Origin of the sequence: Streptomyces bullii, from assembly GCF_042657145.1 — a bacterium.
GTDB lineage: Bacteria > Actinomycetota > Actinomycetes > Streptomycetales > Streptomycetaceae > Streptomyces > Streptomyces bullii.
In genome coordinates this window covers 822,539-841,366 of record NZ_JBHSNY010000001.1, presented here as the reverse complement: position 1 = coordinate 841,366, position 18,828 = coordinate 822,539, and the positions used below count along the sequence as shown (strand labels likewise).

The following is an 18,828-nucleotide window of genomic DNA, read 5'->3' as shown; positions in this document are numbered from 1 at the left end:
GGATCGCCACGACCGGCTGGGCGACGGCGCGTCGGGGAACGTCCCTGTCGGTGCCGCCCTCTATCGTGTCGGCCAGGCTCAGCCCTCTTTTCGTGTGACTCCCAAGGGTGTTCTCACGACTCCTGCGGGTGCCGGATTGGCTTTCCCGCCGCAGGTGGAGGCAGGATGCGTCCCTGGGCGCGAGGGTCTGACGACGGACCCGGCCCGGGGACTCACCGAGGACCCTGGCAGCATCGGCTTCGCCGGTGCCCGAACATGCGGCTCCGCCGCGTGGCACGCCTCAACGGCAAGAAGAACACGGGAGTAACAACATGAACCGCAGTGAGCTGGTGGCCGCGCTGGCCGACCGCGCCGAGGTGACCCGCAAGGACGCCGACGCCGTGCTGGCCGCGTTCGCCGACGTGGTCGGCGACATCGTCTCCAAGGGGGACGAGAAGGTCACCATCCCTGGCTTCCTGACCTTCGAGCGCACCCACCGTGCCGCTCGCACCGCGCGCAACCCGCAGACCGGCGAGCCCATCCAGATCCCGGCCGGCTACAGCGTGAAGGTCTCCGCGGGCTCCAAGCTCAAGGAAGCCGCCAAGGGCAAGTGACCTCGCCGTCTCGTAGGCCACGGGACGGCGTACGAGACGCTGTAACGCCAATGGGGCGGCCCCCTTCACCGGGAGGCCGCCCCATCGCCGTACGCGCGCCTGGAGCCGTCGGGCCGGGCGCCGGGCGGTGTCGTTACCCGAGCGCCTTGCCGGGGAGCTCCACCTTCGCGCCCAGCTCCATGAGCTTCTCCATGAAGTTCTCGTAGCCCCGGTTGATCAGGCCGATGCCGTGGACGCGGGAGGTGCCCTGGGCCGCGAGGGCGGCGATCAGGTACGAGAAGCCGCCGCGCAGGTCGGGGATGACCAGGTCGGCGCCCTGGAGCTTGGTGGGGCCGGACACGACGGCCGAGTGCAGGAAGTTGCGCTGGCCGAAGCGGCAGTCGGAGCCGCCCAGGCACTCGCGGTAGAGCTGGATGTGGGCGCCCATCTGGTTCAGGGCGGAGGTGAAGCCCAGGCGGGACTCGTACACCGTCTCGTGGATGATCGACAGGCCCGTGGCCTGGGTCAGGGCCACGACGAGGGGCTGCTGCCAGTCGGTCTGGAAGCCCGGGTGGACGTCCGTCTCCAGCGCGATGGACTTCAGCTGGCCGCCGGGGTGCCAGAAGCGGATGCCCTCGTCGTCGATCTGGAAGGCGCCGCCGACCTTCCGGTAGGTGTTCAGGAACGTCATCATCGAGCGCTGCTGGGCGCCGCGGACGTATATGTTGCCCTCGGTCGCCAGCGCCGCCGACGCCCAGGACGCGGCCTCCAGGCGGTCCGGGAGGGCGCGGTGGGTGTAGCCGCCGAGCTTGTCCACACCGGTGATGCGGATGGTGCGGTCGGTGTCCATCGCGATGATGGCGCCCATCTTCTGCAGGACGCAGATCAGGTCCTCGATCTCCGGCTCCACGGCCGCGTTCGACAGCTCGGTGACGCCCTCCGCGAGGACGGCGGTCAGCAGCACCTGCTCGGTGGCGCCGACGGACGGGTACGGCAGCCGGATCTTCGTGCCGCGCAGCCGCTGCGGCGCCTCCAGGTACTGCCCGTCCTCCCGCTTCTCGATCTTCGCGCCGAACTGCCGCAGCACGTCGAAGTGGAAGTCGATGGGCCGGCCGCCGATGTCGCAGCCGCCGAGACCCGGGATGAACGCGTGTCCGAGGCGGTGCAGGAGAGGGCCGCAGAACAGGATCGGGATCCGGGACGAACCCGCGTGGGCATCGATGTCGGCGACGTTCGCGCTCTCCACGCGGGTCGGGTCGAGCACCAGCTCGCCGGGCTCCTCACCCGGGCGGACCGACACCCCGTGCAGCTGCAGCAGACCGCGTACGACGCGCACGTCACGGATGTCCGGAACATTGCGCAGCCGGCTTGGCTCACTGCCCAGCAGGGCGGCGACCATGGCCTTCGGCACGAGGTTCTTCGCACCGCGGACACGGATCTCGCCCTCCAGCGGGGTTCCGCCGTGGACAAGCAGTACGTCGTCAGAGCCGTTGACGGTCATGAATCTCGCGTTCCGTGGAGTGGGGCAGGGGTGGAAGAGACAGAGTAATGGCCGCCGACCCCCCTCAAGTAAGCCTGAGGACGGCCCATCCACGTCATAGCTGTGTCACAACACGAACCGTTCCACGCCGGGCACATGGGGTCACGGCCGCCGTTGTGCGCGAGGGGCGCCATGCGCGTACTCCGACCTGCGCGCACTCCCGTACCCCTGATTGCCTCCCCACGGGGCGGGAAGATGCGGGATCATGTCTGGCATGACCGAGGTGTCCTCGCTCACAGGGCGGCTGCTCGTGGCCACGCCCGCCCTGGCGGACCCGAACTTCGACCGTGCGGTGGTGCTCCTTCTCGACCACGACGAGGAGGGCTCCCTCGGTGTCGTCCTCAACCGTCCGACCCCGGTGGGGGTGGGCGACATCCTGGAGGGCTGGGCGGAGCTCGCCGGCGAACCCGGTGTCGTCTTCCAGGGCGGCCCGGTCTCGCTGGACTCGGCCCTGGGTGTCGCCGTCGTCCCGGGCGGAGCGTCCGGGGAGGTCGCCCCGCTCGGCTGGCGCCGGGTGCACGGCGCGATCGGTCTGGTCGACCTGGAGGCCCCGCCGGAGCTGCTGGCCTCCGCCGTCGGCTCCCTGAGGATCTTCGCCGGGTACGCGGGCTGGGGCCCCGGTCAGCTGGAGGACGAACTGGTGGACGGGGCCTGGTACGTCGTCGAGTCAGAGCCCGGCGACGTCTCCTCCCCGGCTCCCGAGAGACTCTGGCGCGAAGTGCTGCGCCGGCAGCGCAACGAGCTGGCGATGGTGGCCACGTACCCGGACGACCCCTCGCTGAACTGAGGCGCTCGGCCGTGACGCCCCTTCGCTCAACTGATGCGTGTGAGCTTCAGTACCCTTGGAGCTATGAGCACTCTTGAGCCCGAGCGCGGGACTGGTACGGGGACCCTCGTAGAGCCGACGCCACAGGTGTCCCACGGCGACGGCGACCACGAGCGCTTCGCCCACTACGTCCAGAAGGACAAGATCATGGCGAGCGCCCTCGACGGCACCCCCGTCGTGGCGCTCTGCGGCAAGGTCTGGGTGCCGGGCCGCGACCCGAAGAAGTACCCCGTGTGTCCCATGTGCAAGGAGATCTACGACTCCATGGGTGCCGGCGGCGACGACCAGGGCAAGGGCGACAAGTAGCCGACCCCGGCTCAGAGGCGTAGGGCCTCCAGGGTGCGTTTCGCGTGCCCTGGGGGCTTTTGTGCTGTCCGGGCGTTGCACGGGGTGCGTCGGCCGGTCACAGAGTGGTTGAGACCTCTTGTGGCCCTGTTCGCGGTGTCCCTAGCCTCCGGGGTGTTGTGCACAGCGAAACCATCATTGCGCATGTTGCAACACCTTCTCGGAGGAGCACTCCATGAACCACGTCATGAAGCTGTCCGTCCGTCTCGCCGCGCCGGCCGCGGCCCTCCTCGTCTGCGCCGCTTGCACCCCCCAGACCTCCGGCAACGCCTCCTCCGGCAAGGACGAGAAGACCGGCACCCTGCGGGTCTGGCTCTTCCAGGAGGTCGGCAACACCCCGAAGCAGAAGGTCGTCGGCTCCGTCGTCACCGCCTTCGAGAAGGCCCACCAGGGCACCGAGGTCGACGTCGAGTACATCCCGGTCGAGACCCGGGCCCAGCGCGTCAAGGCCGCCTTCAACGACCCCGACTCCGCGCCCGACGTGATGGAGTACGGCAACACCGACACCGCGGGCCACGTCCACGACGGTGGACTCCTGGACGTCACCCGGGAGTTCGACGCCTGGCCCGAGACCAGGAGCAGCGACCCCACCGCCAGACAGTCGGTCACCGTCGACGGCAAGGTCTACGGAGCGCCCCTCTACGTCGGTGTCCGCGCCCTGTACTACCGGACGGACGTGTTCGAGGAACTCGGCCTGATACCCCCGAAGAGCATGGCCGAACTGGCCTCCACCGCCCGGAGGATCCGTGCCGAGAAACCCGGCCTGTACGGGCTCGTCGTCGGCGGCGCCTACACCTACGGCGCGATGCCCTTCGTCTGGGCCCACGGCGGCGAGATCGCCACCGGCGAGGACGGGTCGTACGCCTCCGCCATCGACAGCCCGGCGGCCCGCAAGGGCATCAAGGCGTACACGTCGCTGTTCGGCGACGACAACTGCCCCGCCGCCAAGTGCGCGGGCATGGGCGGCAACGACACGATCACCGCGTTCGCCGCCGGCAAGGCGGGCATGGCGATCGGCGGCGACTTCAGCCACACCGCCGTGGAGGCCGGCAAGGTGAGGGGCAAGTACGCCGTCGCCCCGCTGCCCGGGGTCGAGCCCGGCTCCGTCGCCCCGGCGTTCGCGGGCGGCAACAACATCGGCGTACTGAAGAGCACCTCCCACCGCACGCTCGCCGTCGAGCTGATGAAGCAGCTCGCCTCGAAGAGGACCCAGGCCCGGCTCTTCGACGCGATGGGCTTCCTGCCGACCTTCACGGACGTTCGTCGGCAGGCCGCGGCGAAGGAGCCGTTCGTCAAGCCGTTCGTCGAGACCCTCGCCGCCGGCACGAAGTTCGTACCCGCATCGCCCGCCTGGTCGCAGATCGACTCCCAGCTGGTCCTGCCGACGATGTTCCAGGAGGTCGTCAGCGGCCGGAAAAGCGTGGCGGCGGCCTCGCAGGACGCGGCGAGGAAGATGAACGACGCGTTCGGCTCCGCCGGGTGACGCGGGTGACAGCGCCCAGTGGCCCGGGCGTCGCGGACCGGTCGCGGCGGGTGGTCCGTGGCCGGCCGCGCCCACGCGGCGGAGCCGGACAGGTCACGGCCCCGCGCCGCAGGGGTCGTCGGAGCACTCCCTGGCTGTACCTCGCACCCGCGCTCGTCGTGCTCGGCGGGCTGCTCCTCTACCCGATCTGTCAGCTTGGCCTGATCTCGCTGTTCCAGTACACGCAGGCCCAGGTCAGCGGAGGCGAACCGACCAGCTTCCGGGGGTTGGGGAACTACGCCGACGTCTTCCGCGACGACCAGTTCCGGCAGGTGCTGCTGGCGACCGTGCTGTTCGCGGCGGCCTGCGTCCTGTCCACGCTGGCGGTGGGCTGCGCGCTCGCCGTGCTCCTCACGCGCGTGCGTGCCCTGCCGCGGCTCGCCCTGATGCTGGCCGCGCTCGGCGCGTGGGCGACCCCGGCCGTCACCGGCTCCACCGTCTGGCTCCTCCTGTTCGACCCGGATTTCGGGCCGGTCAACCGGCTTCTGGGGCTCGGCGACCACTCCTGGACGTACGGACGGTACAGCGCCTTCTTCCTGGTCCTCCTCGAAGTCGTGTGGTGCTCCTTCCCGTTCGTGATGGTGACGGTGTACGCCGGGATCCGCGCCGTACCCGCCGAGGTGCTGGAGGCCGCCGCCCTGGACGGCGCCTCGCAGTGGCGGATCTGGCGCTCCGTGCTCGCCCCGATGCTCCGCCCCATCCTGGTCGTCGTCACCGTCCAGTCGGTCATCTGGGACTTCAAGGTCTTCACGCAGATCTACGTCATGACGAACGGCGGCGGCATCGCCGGACAGAACCTCGTTCTGAACGTCTACGCCTACCAGCAGGCCTTCGCCTCCTCGCAGTACGGCCTCGGCTCGGCGATCGGCGTCGTCATGCTGCTGATCCTGCTCGCCGTCACGCTGGTCCACCTGCGGTTGCTGCGCCGGCGAGGGGAGGAGCTGTGAGGTACGTACGGAAACGGCGGCCCGGTCGGCTCGCCGCCGAGGTGTCCGCGCTGCTGATCGCCGTCGTCGTCGCCTTTCCCCTGTACTGGATGGTGCTCAGCGCCTTCAGACCGGCCGGGGAGATCGAGTCGGCGCAGCCGAGACCGTGGACCCTGGCGCCCTCCCTGGATTCCTTCCGGCGCGTCTTCGGGCAGCAGGAATTCGGCCGTTACTTCCTCAACAGTCTTCTCGTCGCGGGCTGTGTCGTGATCGCCTCGGCCCTGATCGCCTTTCTCGCGGCGACCGCCGTGACGCGATTCCGGTTCCGCTTCCGGACCACCTTGCTGATCATGTTCCTGGTGGCCCAGATGGTGCCCGTCGAGGCGCTCACGATCCCCCTGTTCTTCCTCATGCGGGATGCCGGTCAGCTGAACACGCTCGGGTCGCTGATCCTGCCCCACATCGCCTTCTCGCTGCCGTTCGCGATCTGGATGCTGCGGGGGTTCGTGAAAGCCGTTCCGGAGGCGCTGGAGGAGGCCGCCCACATCGACGGGGCGAGCCACGCGCGATTCCTCTGGCAGATCCTTTTCCCGCTCGTCCTGCCGGGCCTCGTGGCCACCAGTGTGTTCTCCTTCATCTCCGCCTGGAACGACTTCCTGTTCGCCAAGTCGTTCATCATCAGCGACACGTCCCGGTCCACCCTGCCGATGGCCCTGCTGGTGTTCTACAAGCCGGACGATCCCGACTGGGGCGGCGTCATGGCCGCGTCCACGGTGATGACCATTCCGGTGCTGGTGTTCTTCGTACTCGTACAGCGACGGCTGGTCTCCGGACTGGGCGGAGCGGTAAAGGAATGACGTGACTTCGCCGACCGAACTGATTCCCGCGCCCCGCGCCGTCGAGGGGCCCGGGCGCGGCACCGTCCCGCTGACCGGGGACACCGCCCTGTGCGCCGCGCCCGGCACCGGCGGCACCGAGCGCTGGCTGCGCACCACGCTCGGCCCGGCCCTGGGACTGCCGCTGCGGCCCGGGCCCGAGGACGCCCGGGACTGCGTGCGACTGCGCCTGGACGACGCCCTGGAGCCCGAGGCGTACCGGCTCGCCGTCGTCGCCGACCGGGGCGTCGAGATCACCGGCGGCAGCCCGGCCGGCGTCTTCTGGGGCGCCCAGACACTGCGCCAGCTGCTCGGACCCGACGCCTTCCGGAAGGCGCCCGTACGGCCGGGCGAGAAGTACCGAGTACCCCACCAGGTGATCGAAGACGGGCCCCGCTTCCGCTGGCGCGGATTCATGCTCGACGTCGCCCGGCACTTCATGCCCAAGGACGGTGTGCTGCGCTACCTCGACCTCATGGCGGCGCACAAACTCAACGTCTTCCACTTCCATCTGACGGATGATCAAGGATGGCGTGTGGAGATCAAGAGGTACCCCCGGCTGACGGAGGTCGGCTCCTGGCGGGCGCGCACGAAAATCGGCCACCGGGCCTCGCCGTTGTGGGAGGACAAGCCGCACGGCGGCTACTACACCCAGGACGACATCCGGGAGATCGTCGCGTACGCCGCCGAGCGGCATATCGCCGTCGTCCCCGAAATCGACGTACCGGGCCACTCGCAGGCCGCCATCGCCGCGTATCCGGAACTGGGCAACACCGACGTCATCGACACCTCCGCACTGACCGTGTGGGACACCTGGGGGATCAATCCGAACGTACTCGCCCCCACTGACGACACCCTGCGCTTCTACGAGGGCGTCTTCGAGGAGGTGCTCGGTCTCTTCCCGGCGCACGCCGCCGAGTTCTCGGCGTTCGTCCACGTCGGCGGCGACGAATGCCCCAAGGGTCAGTGGCGGCGGTCGGCGACCGCCCAGGCCCGCATCGCGGAACTCGGGCTGAGGGACGAGGACGGGTTGCAGTCCTGGTTCATCGGCCACTTCGACGCGTGGCTCTCCGCGCGCGGGCGCCGGCTGATCGGCTGGGACGAGATCCTGGAGGGCGGCCTGGCGGCCGGGGCGGCCGTGTCGTCCTGGCGCGGCTACGCGGGCGGGGTCGCCGCCGCCCGGGCCGGTCACGACGTCGTCATGTGCCCCGAGCAGCAGGTCTACCTGGACCACCGCCAGGACGCGGGCGTCGACGAGCCGGTACCCATCGGATGGGTGCGCACCCTGGAGGACGTCTACCGGTTCGAGCCCGTGCCGCCGGAGTTGACGCCCGAGGAGGCCCGGCACGTGCTGGGCACGCAGGCCAACGTGTGGACCGAGGTGATGGAGGACCACGCGCGCGTGGACTACCAGACCTTCCCCCGGCTCGCCGCCCTCGCCGAGGTGGCCTGGAGCGACCTGCCCGCCCCCGAGGAACGGGACTTCGCCGACTTCCAGCGGCGGATGGCCGCCCACTACCGGCGACTTGACGCCCTCGGCGTCGCCTACCGGCCGCCCACCGGGCCGCTGCCCTGGCAGAAGCGCCCGGGCGTTCCGGGGCGGCCGATCGACGGCCCGCCGCCCCGCCGCTAGCGCACGCGTGTGCAACGGCCCCCGCACGTCACGGAAAAAGCACGCAAGGGTCACCGAAGAGTGCCAATTAGGCCGCACCGGTGAAGGCGTGCGAAAACGGGCCATCTCCCCCGTGAGGTGGGCGAATGCCTCCTAGCGGACCCCTGTCCTCGGCTCTCGCGAAGATGTGCCAGAGTTGCCACGTCCGCCCTGTCAGCACGTACCGTACGGCAACACAGGTGGGACCAGGTGGGGCAGCGGGAAGGGGCAAGCCGGTTTGACCACGCACGCACCGCAGGCGGCGCAGGCCGTGACGCTGCCCACGACGCTGGACGAGGCCGTGGCGGCACTCGCCGCCATGCCCGCCGCCGTGCCCGTCGCGGGCGGCACCGACCTGATGGCCGCCGTCAACTCCGGACAGCTCAGGCCCGCCGCCCTGGTGGGGCTCGGCCGGATCAGCGAGATCCGCGGCTGGCAGTACCAGGACGGTCACGCGCTGCTCGGCGCCGGCCTGACGCACGCGCGCATGGGCCGCCCCGACTTCGCCGCCCTCATCCCGGCGCTCGCCGCGGCCGCGCGCGCCGCGGGTCCGCCGCACATCCGCAACGCGGGCACCCTGGGCGGCAACATCGCCTCGGCCGCCCCCACCGGGGACGCGCTGCCCGTGCTGGCCGCCCTGGAGGCGACACTGATCATCGCGGGCCCGGGCGGAGCCCGCCGGGAGATCCCGGTGTCGCACCTCCTGGCCGGGATGGACATGCTGCGCGCCGGCGAACTCATCGGCTACGTGCGCGTGCCGCTGCTGCACGCCCCGCAGGTCTTCCTGAAGGCCACCGGCCGCACGGGCCCGGGGCGCGCGGTCGCCTCCGTCGCGCTGGTCCTGGACCCCGCCCGGCGCGGCGTCCGCTGCGCGGTGGGCGCCATAGCGCCGATGCCGCTGCGGCCCCTGGAGGCCGAGCACTGGGTCGCCCAGCTCATCGACTGGGACAACAACCGCGCGATCGTGCCGGAGGCGCTGAACGCCTTCGGGGAGTACGTCGCCGCGGCCTGCATCCCCGACCCGGCCCCGGCCGAGGACGGCTCCGTACAGCAGCTTCCGCCCGCCGTACTGCACCTGCGGCGCACCGTCGCCGCGCTGGCCCGACGAGCACTGGGGAGGGCGCTGTCGTGACCGACGACCAGCACGGAGAGGGCACGCCCCAGGGCGGCGGTCGCTGGGACCCGCTGCCCCAGGGCGACTACGACGACGGCGCAACCGCCTTCGTCAAGCTCCCCGAGGGGGGCGTCGACGCCCTGCTGGCCGGGCGCGGCGACAGTCCCCTCGCCGCGCCAGGACACGGCTACGTCCCGCCGCAGATAACGGTCACCCCCGCCACGACCGCCGGCACCGACCCCGCGTCGACCGGCGCCTGGGCGGTGCCCGGCGCACCCGTCGACGGCGCCCAGTGGCACGACCCGCACGGGGCGGCGGCGCAGCACGGTGGGCAGGGCGAGTACCAGCAGCACGACGGTCACGGCGATCCCCACGGTGAGCACCAGCAGCACGGCGGCCAGGGCGAGTACCAGCGGCACGACCCGGGCGCCGCGGCACAGCCGCACACCGCGCACGACAGGTTCACGTACAACCCCGGCGCCACCGGGCAGTGGAACCTCGAGGAGGCGGCCGCCGCGGAGAGCGCCGCGAGCGGTGCGCCCGGCCACGACGTGACCGGCCAGTGGTCCATTCCCGTCGCCGGAGGCGATCTCCCGGACGAGTCGGGGGAGTTCACCACGTCCTCGCTGGTCGAGCAGTGGGGCGGCACGCCCCCGGCCACCCTGCCGGGCGGTGCCCCGGCGCCCTGGGCCACGCAGGCCACGGGGCAGCCGTGGGGGCAGCAGGCGGCGGAACACGCGACCGGGGCGGAGCACGCGCCCGGCGGACCCGGCCACGGGCCGGAGCAGGCCGGGACGCACGGGCTCACGCCCGACCAGGCGGCGAGCGGGCACGCCCCGGGGCGGACCGCCGACGGGCCGCACACCTCGGAGCAGCCGGAGCAGGCCGTCGGTGCGCACGAGCAGACGGCCGGTGCGCACGCACACGAACAGACGGCCGACGCGCACGCACGCGCACAGACGGCCGGTGCCCACGTACACGAGCGGGCGACCGGCGCCTCGACGCCCGCGGAGCCGGAGCAGGGCGGGCCCGAGCACGGGGCGGCCTCGCACGCTCCCGAGCCGGCCGGAGCGGTCGGCCACGCGCACGAGGGCTACCCGTACGAGCCGTCCGGCGCCGCCGGGCACGGGCCGGAGCGGTCCCCGGCCGCCGGGCGGGCGCACGGCGAGCCGGACTCGGAGGGCCCCGAGGAGGCGGCGGGGCACGCGCCCGCGGCGTCCCCCGAGCCGTACCCCGAGGCCGCCGGCGCCCAAGTGCCCACGGAAGCCGCACCGGAGCCGTCGCCGGAGTCCCCGGAGTCCCCGGAGTCCCCGCAGCGGACCGACTCCGAAGCCGCGCGGACGGCCTCACAGTCCGCTCCCGCGGCCGGTGAGGTCCCGGAGGCCCCGGACGGCACCCAAGGGGCCGCGGAGGCCGCTGAGAGCCCCTCAGAGCCTCCCACCGACACCGCGCCGACCGAGCAGCCGGAACCCGAACCGGAGGCCGCCGACGCCGCCGAGACGGCCGGCGCCTCCGACGCCCCCGACGGCACGGACGCCCCCGGCGCCCAGGCGCCGCACGACGCGTCCCCCGTGCCCGGGGACGAGGAGCACCCCCTCGCCTCGTACGTGTTGCGCGTCAACGGCACCGACCGGCCCGTCAACGACGCCTGGATCGGCGAGTCGCTGCTGTACGTGCTGCGCGAGCGGCTCGGGCTCGCGGGCGCCAAGGACGGTTGCTCGCAAGGCGAGTGCGGCGCCTGCAACGTGCAGGTCGACGGCCGGCTCGTCGCCTCCTGCCTGGTCCCGGCCGTGACCGCGGCCGGCAGCGAGGTCCGCACCGTCGAGGGCCTGGCCGTCGACGGGCAGCCGTCGGACGTGCAGCGGGCGCTCGCCCGGTGCGGCGCGGTGCAGTGCGGCTTCTGCGTGCCCGGCATGGCGATGACCGTGCACGACCTGCTGGAGGGCAACCCGGCGCCGAGCGAGCTGGAGACCCGTCAGGCGCTGTGCGGCAACCTGTGCCGCTGTTCCGGCTACCGGGGCGTGGTGGAGGCCGTCAAGGAGGTCGTCGCCGAACGCGAGGCGCACGCAGGCGCCGACGGGACCGAGCCGGCCGCCGACGAGCCCCGTATCCCTCACCAGGCGGGCCCGGGAGCGGGCGGTGTCCACCCCGAGGCGTTCCCGCCCCCCGGACCGCATGACCAGCCCTACGGCCAGGACGGAGGCCACGCGTGAGCAACGAAGCAGCCACCGCGCAGGCCGCGCAGCCCGCGGAGGCCGCCCCAGCCCCCGAACCGATTCCGCACGGCCTCGGCGCCTCCCTGCCGGCCGCCGACGCCCGCGCGAAGACGGAGGGCACCTTCCCGTACGCCGCGGACCTGTGGGCCGAGGGCCTGCTGTGGGGGGCGGTGCTGCGCTCGCCGCACGCGCGTGCGCGCATCCTGTCCATCGACACCTCCCACGCGCGCGAGATGCCCGGTGTTCGGGCCGTCGTTACGCACGAGGACATCCCCGGCGACCCGCTGCACGGCCGCGGCACGGCCGACCGGCCCGTCTTCGCCTCCGAGGTGGTACGCCACCACGGGGAGCCCATCGCCGCCGTCGCCGCCGACCACCCCGACACCGCGCGGATGGCCGCCGCCGCCGTCATCGTCGAGTACGAGGTGCTCGACCCGGTCACCGACCCGGAACAGGCCTTCGAGGCCGAGCCGCTGCATCCCGACGGCAACCTGATCCGGCACATCCCGCTGCGCCACGGCGACCCGGAGGCGCACGGCGAGGTCGTGGTCGAGGGCCTCTACCGCATCGGCCGCCAGGACCCGGCTCCCATCGGCGCCGAGGCCGGCCTGGCCGTACCGCGCCCCGACGGGGGCGTCGAGCTGTACCTGGCCTCCACCGACCCGCACACCGACCGCGACACGGCCGCCGCCTGCTACGGCCTGGAGCCCGAGCGCGTGAAGGTCGTCGTCACCGGCGTCCCCGGCGCCACCGCCGACCGTGAGGACCAGGGCTTCCAGCTCCCGCTCGGCCTGCTGGCGCTGAAGACCGGCTGCCCGGTGAAGCTGACCGCGACGCGCGAAGAGTCCTTCCTGGGCCACGCCCACCGCCACCCCACCCTGCTGCGCTACCGCCACCACGCCGACGCGGAGGGCAGATTGGTCAAGGTCGAGGCGCAGATCCTGCTGGACGCGGGCGCGTACGCCGACACGTCCTCGGACGCCCTGGCCGCCGCCGTCGCCTTCGCTTGCGGCCCCTACGTCGTCCCGAACGCCTTCATCGAGGGCTGGGCGGTCCGTACGAACAACCCGCCCTCCGGCCATGTGCGCGGCGAGGGCGCCATGCAGGTGTGCGCCGCGTACGAGGCGCAGATGGACAAACTGGCCAAGAAGCTCGGCATGGACCCCGCGGAACTGCGCCTGCGCAACGTCATGGCCACCGGTGACGTGCTTCCGACGGGCCAGACGGTGACGTGCCCGGCGCCCGTCGCAGAACTGCTCCAGGCCGTACGGGACCACCCTCTGCCCCCGCTGCCCAAGGACACGCCCGAGGAGGACTGGCTGCTGCCCGGCGGGCCCGAGGGCGCGGGCGAACCGGGCGCGGTGCGCCGGGGCGTGGGCTACGGCCTGGGCATGGTGCACATGCTCGGCGCGGAGGGCGCGGACGAGGTCTCCACGGCGACCGTGAAGGTCCAGGACGGTGTGGCGACGGTGCTGTGCGCGGCCGTCGAGACCGGCCAGGGCTTCGCGACGCTCGCCCGGCAGATCGTCCAGGAGACGCTCGGCGTCGACGAGGTGCACGTGGCGCCGGTGGACACCGACCAGCCACCGGCCGGCGCGGGCTGCCGCGGCCGCCACACCTGGGTGTCGGGCGGGGCGGTGGAGCGCGCAGCGAAGATGGTCCGCACGCAGCTGCTCCAGCCCCTGGCGCACAAGTTCGGGATGTCGACCGAGCTGCTCCAGATCACCGACGGCAAGATCACCTCCTACGACGGTGTGCTCTCCACGACCGTCACCGAGGCGCTGGACGGCAAGGAGCTGTGGGCGACGGCGCAGTGCCGCCCGCACCCGACCGAGCCCCTGGACGAAGCCGGCCAGGGCGACGCCTTCGTGGGCATGTCCTTCTGCGCGATCCGCGCGGTCGTGGACGTCGACATCGAGATCGGTTCCGTACGGGTCGTGGAACTGGCCGTCGCCCAGGACGTGGGGCGGGTGCTGAACCCGGCCCAGCTGGAGGCCCGGATCGAGGCGGGCGTCACGCAGGGCGTGGGCATCGCGCTCACCGAGAACCTGCGCACCCCGCGCGGGCTGATCCGCCATCCCGCCCTGACGGGTTACGCGCTGCCGACGGCTCTGGACGCGCCCGACATCCGGATCGTCAAGCTGGTCGAGGAACGGGACGTGGTCGCGCCCTTCGGCGCGAAGGCGGTCAGCGCGGTGCCGGTGGTCACCTCCCCGGCGGCCATCGCCTCCGCCGTACGCGCCGCCACGGGCCGCCCCGTGAACCGGCTGCCGATCCGCCCGCAGGCCGCGGTGGTCAACGCGACCTGATGGAGCCCGCGCCGCCGCGCCGCCCGCGCGGCGGCGATGGCGGACGTGTACGCGGAGGCCGGGATCACGGCGGTCGTGCGGGACGTGGTGCCGCTCGGGCTGTGGCTGGGCACCTACGAGCCGACGGTGGGGGAGACGGTCGAGGCGATCCGTGCCGGGAGGCAACGCGCGAGGGTGGTTCGAGCGTCTTGTGGTGCGGGGGTGTCCCGGCCGAGCCGAGCGTCCTCGAATTCGGGGGCCGTTGTCAGTGGTGGCGCGTAGTGTTCTGAGCAGTGGGGGACGGTTGCCGGGCCCGGGGACGGGCGGGCCTGTCCTGCCTCGGGACGGGGATGGCCGCCCGGGGCCTGTGAGGCACGGGGACTTGAACACGTAAGCGCGGGGGAACCATGAGCACGACCCACACCGGTCCGGCGACGATCACGCTGCATCTGGACGACCTGGATCCGTACGTCACGCACGCGCCGACGCGTCGTTGGCTGACCGACCCCGGACTGCCCGGCGACAGCGCTCTGTCGAGCTTCGCGGAGCTGCGCCGGGAGGGCCTGCGGACCGTAGCGGACTCGACCGGCGCCCTCGGCGCCCCCGACGGCCGGCTGGCCGCCGAACTGCGCGACCAGCTCGTCATCGGGGGACTGGTGGGTCCGGCTGGCGTGGAGACGGAGTCGGTCCTGCTCGACGGCGCGACGGGCGAGGTCTCCACGACCTACTTCTTCCACGACCGCCCCGACCTGATGGACCGCCGCCCGCTCGCCCCGTCCCTGCTGACGCTGGTGCGGTTCGCCACGGCGACGGACGAACTGGCTGGGCTGCGCGGCCAGTTCGCCGCCTGCGCGGGCCGGTTCGGGACCAAGGCTGTGGCCGAGGCGTCACGCCGGCTGCTGGCGCTGTTCGAGGAGGGCGCGGACGGTGAGCTGCCGCCGTTCTGGAAGATGGCGGCCCTGATCCGGCCCCTCGCCCTGGTGGCCGGCCCCGGCACCAGGTCCGGGCTCGCCCTGGACCTTCCGCCCCGTCTGCTGGACCAGGAGTTCGGCCGCGGCGGGGTGGCGCGTTTCGAGGACGTCGACTTCCCCGCGACGCTCACACACGAGCCGACCCGCCGCTTCCTGCGCGAGACCGGACTGCCGGCGGACGGCTTCCTCTTCCACCTGGACCCGGACGTGCCGCTGCGCACCCTGGCCGAGTACTACGAGGACGAACGTCCCGGCGAGTTCCCGGCAGACCGGCTCCCCGACCGGGCCGGCCACCTGATACGCCTGGGCTACCTGGTCGAGGACAACAGCCTGGTCGTCGACGGCACGACGGGCGCCGTCCTGAACTGGAGCGAGCCCGAGGCCACCCTCCACCCGCTGAACACCGACATCTCCACCCTCGCGTTCACCCTTTGGCTGCTGCACCGCGAGCACGCGATCGACGAGGAGTCCGGCCACGCGCTGACGACCGACACCTACGACCAGCTCGCGATGACGATGCTCCAAGTGCTGTCCGCCGTCGACCCGACCGGCACGACGACCGACCCGGGCGGCCGGCACTGCTGGACGGAGCTGTTCCAGGACGAGGCGGGCGGAGTGCTGTGAGACGACGGGCGGGGTGACCGACGCCCGGGCCATGACCGGTCGGCGGGCGCGGCCGCCCTCAGGGGATAGGAGTGCTCAAGAGGACGCGGAGGCCGCGCGGCGACGGCGTACGGCCAGGACCAGCAGACCGCCGAGGCCCGCTGCGGCGGCCGCGGCACCGGCCAGGAGCGGGGTGCCGTCCGAGCCCGTGGTGGCCAGATTGCCGCCGGTGGAGCCGTTGGTGGAGTCCCCGGTCGAGGCGCCCGACGACCCCGAGCCCGTGGTCCCGGAGCCGCCGGCGGCCTGGCCCTGCGGGTCGTTGCCGCCCGTACCGGTGCCGCCGTCCGCCGAGCCGCCGCCGGAACCACCGGTGGCCGTGCCTCCCGACGGGCTCGGGCTGGGACCGTCCTCGCTGTCGCTCGGCATGTCGATGCGGATCCGGGCCGTGTTGTTGGCGAGGTCCCTGTCGTACTCCGGCTCGATGTCGTACACGGAGGTCGCCTTCACGACGCCCTCCGTGTCCTGCGCGTCGGCGTCGATCTTCACGAGGAACGTGTAGCTGAGCGACTGGCCGACCTCGACGGTGGCGTCCGAGGGCCAGCACACGTACTTGGGCTTGCCCGGTGCCGACGGTCCGCTCGGGCCGTCGATCCCGAACGGCGCGCAGCTCTTCGGCACCTCGACGGCGGTCGTGCCGGGCGGGATCTGCACCAGCAGGGCGGGAAGGTCGTCGCTCTCCTGGTTCTGGACCCAGCCCGGCCCGTCGTTGCGCAGCGTCGCCGTGAACGACTGCCTGCTGCCCGGCAGCGCCTCGGTGTCCTCGCCGACCGCGACCAGGTCGGCCGAGTTGTCGGCGGTCAGGGTCATGCGCCGGTAGCTGTCGTCGAACCCCTCGCCCGGGGCCTCACCGGTGGGTCCGGTGCCGTACTCGACGGCCTCCATCAGCGCCTTGGGCAGCGCCTTGAACCGCACGGGTGCGGTGACGGAGGCGCCCGGCTCGATGACCACGTCCAGTTCGCACAGCGCCTGCCGGATCTGGTCGTCGAGGGTCGCGTACGTGCACCCCTCGACGGGCTCGGGGAAATCCAGTCCACGGGTCAGCCGTGTCCGGAAGGTGACGCCGTCCACGGCCTGCGTGCCCTTGTTGGTGAGGGTGACGGACTCCTCGTACACCTCACCGGGTTCGGGAGTCGTACGCGGCAGGGTCGAGATCACCAGGGCGGGCCCGCCCTCCTCGGCATGCGCCACGGGCGCGGCGACTGCGGGAACAGCGGCGGCGATCGCGGCAGCGGCCACGACGGCTGCCGCGGGGCGGAGGCGCGGGCGGTTGTGCTGGCGCACGTAGGTCTCCTCGTCGGAACAGAAGGCACGGCGACCGGAGCGTTGGCCACCGGTCATCTCCTGGACACCTGGGAGGCGCCAGGGGTTGTGCTGCTGCCGGGCCCGGCCGCACGCCCCCTGCTCGACGAGCAGGCCCACCACCGAGCCCACACCGGCATCGGGCGGCCAACCTCCAGCCAGCCGAGGCTGCACGACGTCGTTGCGGCCGTCGCCGAGGTGACCAAGCGCCCCTCGCGATTCGCCCACGGGTGCGTGGAGCCCTGCGGACGCGGTGCGGCTGGGTACTGCCCGCAGAGTCAGCGCACCAACCCGGGGATCAGTACCGCCAGTTGCCTGCCGACCGTCGCGTGGCCGGCCTTCCTGACGGCTGGTTGACCCACTCCGTGCCCACCTCAAGGCGCAGGAAGCGGAGCGCCAGGCTGCCGGGACGCGACGGGAGCGAAGGTGTGACGCCGGGCAGGCCCGCGTGCGGCGGGGCCCCGGCAAGGCAGCCGCGGCTTTCCCTGAAACATGCTGAGCCCGCCCGTTCTCGGGCTTTTTGGCGACGCCGACAGGGCGTCGCGGTCCTGACGTTGCAGTGGACAAGCCAAATGGCCGCGCCTAGCCTAAATGGAGAAGGCGGAAATCCCGGCAGGGGCTTCGAGCCTGTGCCTTGATGCGCCCAACAGATCCGCGTCAAGACTCGCGACGCAGTCGGAGGATCTTTCACAGTGCGGTCGCGCACATCAGAGCGCTGAATGCAGCGCTCGGTCCTCGATCTACGGCTCGGCCGGTCGGCTGCTTCCCATGCGATGCGTTTCCTCACGGGAGTAGAAATGACTACTATCCTGGCTGCAGCGTACAGAGATGTTCTGTTGAGGGACAGTTTCCTCGACACCGGGCAGACCCCCACCACGGGAGACATCTGCCAGTCTCCTGACATCATCCCTTACGGCGACGATTTCCTGTCGTTCGATCGGCTGGAATCCACGTATGAGACAGGCCCTGACCTTGGGCGACCCGTCACGAGCGGACAGAACAACAACTTCTACATCCGGGCCAAGAACTACAAGGGTTCTGCGACCAGCGGAAAGGTCCGACTGTGGGTCGCTCCCGCTTCGCTCCTGCTCACGCCCAACCAGTGGAAGATCCTCTACGCCCCAGGGCATCAGGTATGGGTTCCGCTGGTCAATCGCAACGATGGGCAGCAGATCCAGTCCCGCCAAATCGCGCGCAGCAAAGTGGCCTTTACTTGGGGAGGGGATCCGTCCGGCGCTCACCACTGCTCGGTCGCCGTGGTGGACACACCCGACCATCCGGCGGAGAACATCCCGGATCATTTCGACTCGAACGGCGAGTTCGCCTACTGGGTCGCCAACTCGCCGTGGGTGGCGTGGCGCAACCTGGTCATCATATCGGCCGGCCAGTACTTCCGCACCCAGGACGTGGGGATCGGTAACCTGGACTCGACCCCGTCGCAGTTCTTCTTCAAGGTCGAAGCTCGCGGGATCCCTGTGGGCCAGAACAACGACAACGAAATACAGCTCGAGTGCACCGACCCAAGGGCCACATTCAAGGTGAAAACCGATGTGCCTCCGCCCGACCCTCACACCGGCCTCCAGCAGACAGTGCTCGGACCGGTGACGCTGCCCGCCCGGTTCGCGGGCCAAGCTCAGCTCAGCGTCACCACCCACCAACCGCTCGACGACGACGCCTACATCGTTCTGTCGGCGTACAAGCTCTTCGACATGGCCGACGCAAGCGAGTTCGAGCGCCGTCTCGCCATCGACGCGGCCGAGCTCGGAGCCCAAGTGAAGGGAAATGCGTACCGACTCGGTGACTGCACCTTCGCCAGCGAGAAGGACGGGCTCGTCACCGACCTCAGGTGAGCCGGCACCACTGCACTGCCGCTGGGCCGGTGGACGACCGAAGGGGCGGCACCTAAAGAGGTGCCGCCCCCTCGTTCTGCCTGTCAGGCACTTGAGGCCGTGGCGGGAATCGAACCCGCGTAACCCGCTTTGCAGGCGAGCCCCTCAGCCACTCGGGCACACGGCCGTGT

14 protein-coding genes and 1 tRNA gene are annotated in these 18,828 nt (G+C 71.8%); 12 read left to right on the top strand and 3 right to left on the bottom strand.

Translation table 11 applies throughout. The annotated features are described in order from the left end of the window. Nucleotides 1–311 precede the first annotated feature (311 nt). Entirely contained in the window at nt 312–593 is a 282-nt protein-coding gene (locus ACFPZJ_RS03820) for an HU family DNA-binding protein (protein WP_003990598.1), read from the top strand. A 133-nt stretch (nt 594–726) separates the two neighbouring features. On the opposite strand, the gene murA is transcribed toward ACFPZJ_RS03820, so the two are convergent. Beyond that, on the bottom strand, nt 727–2,073 hold the full coding sequence (murA, locus tag ACFPZJ_RS03815) for a UDP-N-acetylglucosamine 1-carboxyvinyltransferase (protein ID WP_381017081.1): 1,347 nt from the start codon (nt 2,071–2,073) through the stop codon (nt 727–729). A 253-nt stretch (nt 2,074–2,326) separates the two neighbouring features. Here murA and ACFPZJ_RS03810 point away from each other — a divergent pair, with 253 nt between their 5' ends. From ACFPZJ_RS03810 to ACFPZJ_RS03765, 10 genes are all read left to right on the top strand, one after another. Beyond that, nucleotides 2,327–2,899, top strand: a complete 573-nt coding sequence (locus tag ACFPZJ_RS03810) for a YqgE/AlgH family protein (RefSeq protein WP_381017080.1) — start codon at nt 2,327–2,329, stop codon at nt 2,897–2,899. Nucleotides 2,900–2,962: 63 nt separating this feature from the next. Beyond that, nucleotides 2,963–3,244 (top strand): DUF3039 domain-containing protein, encoded by a 282-nt coding sequence (locus ACFPZJ_RS03805; RefSeq protein WP_381017077.1) that lies wholly within the window; start codon nt 2,963–2,965, stop codon nt 3,242–3,244. Between the two features lie 226 nt (nt 3,245–3,470). Continuing rightward, complete coding sequence (locus ACFPZJ_RS03800; RefSeq protein ID WP_381017333.1) at nt 3,471–4,766, top strand: extracellular solute-binding protein; 1,296 nt, start codon at nt 3,471–3,473, stop codon at nt 4,764–4,766. A 50-nt stretch (nt 4,767–4,816) separates the two neighbouring features. Then, the gene (locus ACFPZJ_RS03795) at nt 4,817–5,752 is read left to right on the top strand and encodes a carbohydrate ABC transporter permease (protein WP_381017331.1); all 936 of its coding nucleotides are present in this window, start codon (nt 4,817–4,819) and stop codon (nt 5,750–5,752) included. Beyond that, nucleotides 5,749–6,588 (top strand): carbohydrate ABC transporter permease, encoded by an 840-nt coding sequence (locus ACFPZJ_RS03790; RefSeq protein WP_381017075.1) that lies wholly within the window; start codon nt 5,749–5,751, stop codon nt 6,586–6,588. Before ACFPZJ_RS03795 ends, ACFPZJ_RS03790 begins: the two co-directional genes overlap by 4 nt. 1 nt (nt 6,589) lies before the next feature. Further along, nucleotides 6,590–8,239 (top strand): beta-N-acetylhexosaminidase, encoded by a 1,650-nt coding sequence (locus ACFPZJ_RS03785; protein WP_381017073.1) that lies wholly within the window; start codon nt 6,590–6,592, stop codon nt 8,237–8,239. Between the two features lie 256 nt (nt 8,240–8,495). Then, entirely contained in the window at nt 8,496–9,389 is an 894-nt protein-coding gene (locus ACFPZJ_RS03780) for an FAD binding domain-containing protein (protein ID WP_381017070.1), read from the top strand. Further along, the gene (locus ACFPZJ_RS03775; protein ID WP_381017067.1) at nt 9,386–11,584 is read left to right on the top strand and encodes a 2Fe-2S iron-sulfur cluster-binding protein; all 2,199 of its coding nucleotides are present in this window, start codon (nt 9,386–9,388) and stop codon (nt 11,582–11,584) included. Before ACFPZJ_RS03780 ends, ACFPZJ_RS03775 begins: the two co-directional genes overlap by 4 nt. After that, entirely contained in the window at nt 11,581–13,896 is a 2,316-nt protein-coding gene (locus ACFPZJ_RS03770; RefSeq protein WP_381017064.1) for a xanthine dehydrogenase family protein molybdopterin-binding subunit, read from the top strand. Before ACFPZJ_RS03775 ends, ACFPZJ_RS03770 begins: the two co-directional genes overlap by 4 nt. 386 nt (nt 13,897–14,282) lie before the next feature. Further along, complete coding sequence (locus ACFPZJ_RS03765) at nt 14,283–15,470, top strand: SUKH-4 family immunity protein (RefSeq protein WP_381017062.1); 1,188 nt, start codon at nt 14,283–14,285, stop codon at nt 15,468–15,470. A gap of 75 nt (nt 15,471–15,545) precedes the next feature. Here ACFPZJ_RS03765 and ACFPZJ_RS03760 read toward each other — a convergent pair whose 3' ends face one another. After that, nucleotides 15,546–16,940 (bottom strand): COG1361 family protein, encoded by a 1,395-nt coding sequence (locus ACFPZJ_RS03760; protein ID WP_381017059.1) that lies wholly within the window; start codon nt 16,938–16,940, stop codon nt 15,546–15,548. 665 nt (nt 16,941–17,605) lie between these two features. Here ACFPZJ_RS03760 and ACFPZJ_RS03755 point away from each other — a divergent pair. Beyond that, on the top strand, nt 17,606–18,658 hold the full coding sequence (locus tag ACFPZJ_RS03755) for a hypothetical protein (RefSeq protein WP_381017057.1): 1,053 nt from the start codon (nt 17,606–17,608) through the stop codon (nt 18,656–18,658). A gap of 94 nt (nt 18,659–18,752) precedes the next feature. On the opposite strand, the gene ACFPZJ_RS03750 is transcribed toward ACFPZJ_RS03755, so the two are convergent. Further along, a tRNA-Cys gene (locus tag ACFPZJ_RS03750) sits at nt 18,753–18,824 on the bottom strand. Between the last annotated feature and the right edge of the window lie 4 nt (nt 18,825–18,828).